The sequence below is a fragment of the Mesorhizobium sp. M2A.F.Ca.ET.067.02.1.1 genome (assembly GCF_004023285.1).
In the GTDB taxonomy this organism is placed as follows: domain Bacteria; phylum Pseudomonadota; class Alphaproteobacteria; order Rhizobiales; family Rhizobiaceae; genus Mesorhizobium.
On sequence record NZ_RZSB01001131.1, the window covers coordinates 1 to 1,276 of the forward strand.

At 61.8% G+C, this 1,276-nt stretch carries 3 protein-coding genes; 2 read left to right on the forward strand and 1 reads right to left on the reverse strand.

All coding sequences use genetic code 11. The annotated features are described in order from the left end of the window. Nucleotides 1-204 precede the first annotated feature (204 nt). Together EOA28_RS36100 and EOA28_RS36105 are read left to right on the forward strand one after the other, a co-directional pair. Nucleotides 205-600 carry an acyl-CoA thioesterase gene (locus EOA28_RS36100; RefSeq protein ID WP_042646168.1) on the forward strand — a complete coding sequence of 132 codons (396 nt, stop codon included), beginning with the start codon at nt 205-207 and terminating at the stop codon, nt 598-600. A 117-nt stretch (nt 601-717) separates the two neighbouring features. Then, on the forward strand, nt 718-921 hold the full coding sequence (locus EOA28_RS36105; RefSeq protein WP_126081691.1) for a hypothetical protein: 204 nt from the start codon (nt 718-720) through the stop codon (nt 919-921). A 170-nt stretch (nt 922-1,091) separates the two neighbouring features. On the opposite strand, the gene EOA28_RS36110 is transcribed toward EOA28_RS36105, so the two are convergent. Then, nucleotides 1,092-1,276, reverse strand: a 185-nt coding sequence (locus tag EOA28_RS36110) for a helix-turn-helix domain-containing protein (protein ID WP_148671121.1), incomplete at its 5' end; no start/stop codon positions are given.

Below are 1,276 nucleotides of genomic sequence, written 5' to 3' on the forward strand. Positions count from 1 at the left end.
AATCATAAGTCTGCATGATAGGCGGGGCGCTCCGAAATTCGCGGCCTAGCCTAGACATTGCCGGTTCACGTCGTCGCCGGACCTTCCGGCATGGCTTGTGAAAAAAGCGACTGCTCCGGCAGCGCAGTTTTCGCTTTCAGCAGAGCTTGCGACATCGCGGTCGCATTGCTACGCAACAGCAACTGACCTCCTAAGGACTTCGCCATGGTGCACTACGCGGACGGAAAACCTCTTGGCGATCTCACGCTGCGCACGCTCGCCATGCCGTCCGACGCCAATGCCGCCGGCGACATCTTCGGCGGCTGGGTGATGGCGCAGATGGACCTTGCCTGCGGCATCCGCGCCGCCGAGCGCGCCAAGGGCCGGGTGGTCACCGCCGCGGTCAAGGAGATGTCCTTCGCCAAGCCGATGAAGATCGGCGACACGCTATGCATCTACACCCATGTCGAGCGCGTCGGCCGCACCTCGATGGTGCTCAAGGTCGAGGCCTGGGCGCAGCGCTACCTTTCCGACCTGATGGAGAAGGTCACCCATGCCGATTTCGTCATGGTGGCGCTCGACGGCGAAGGCAAGCCGAAGCCGGTTCCGGCCGAGAGCTGACGGGTCTCCGATTCTCCCCAGGCTTGCCGTTTTGTAACGACGCCCGCGCGGCAGATGCGCTCCGCGACATCCAATGGTTGCCTTCGCGCCCCAGTTAGTGGTCGCGAGGGGAAAACAATGCGTCAACACATGCTGAACGGCTGGCTCGTGGCCGCCCTTATTGCTCTGGTCTGCCTGCTCGGCGTTACAGCCTATGTGGAGATCAGCAAAGACCTTCCACGCGTTGCCTGCGTGAGGGACCCGAAGGCGATCGACAAGAAGGACGCGCAGCACGAGAACTGCTCGACACCATGCTGCACCACTACCGCTGCAAGCGCCTGATCGGTGGCCGCCTAAAGACAGTCATCCTTGTCGAGACGGTTACGCGGACACAACTGCGAGGCTAGCTGGAGAGCCGCAGCAAATCCGATCAAATCCGGAGGCACGACAGGCCCGGCGCCGAGCGACACGGGTTGTTCAATGGTTCGCAAACCTTTGAACCAAAAAGGGGTTCAGGCTTGCTGGCTGTCGAATTTCGCTCTCGCTTCGCGGACCCGATTTGCGTTCTTGCGCGCCCATTCGCCCAGAGCGCCGACCGGCACGAGCAGCTCATGACCGAGCTCGGTCAGCTCGTAATCGACACGCGGCGGAATGGTCGGAAACACTTTTCGCGTCACGAACCCATCGCGTTCCAGAC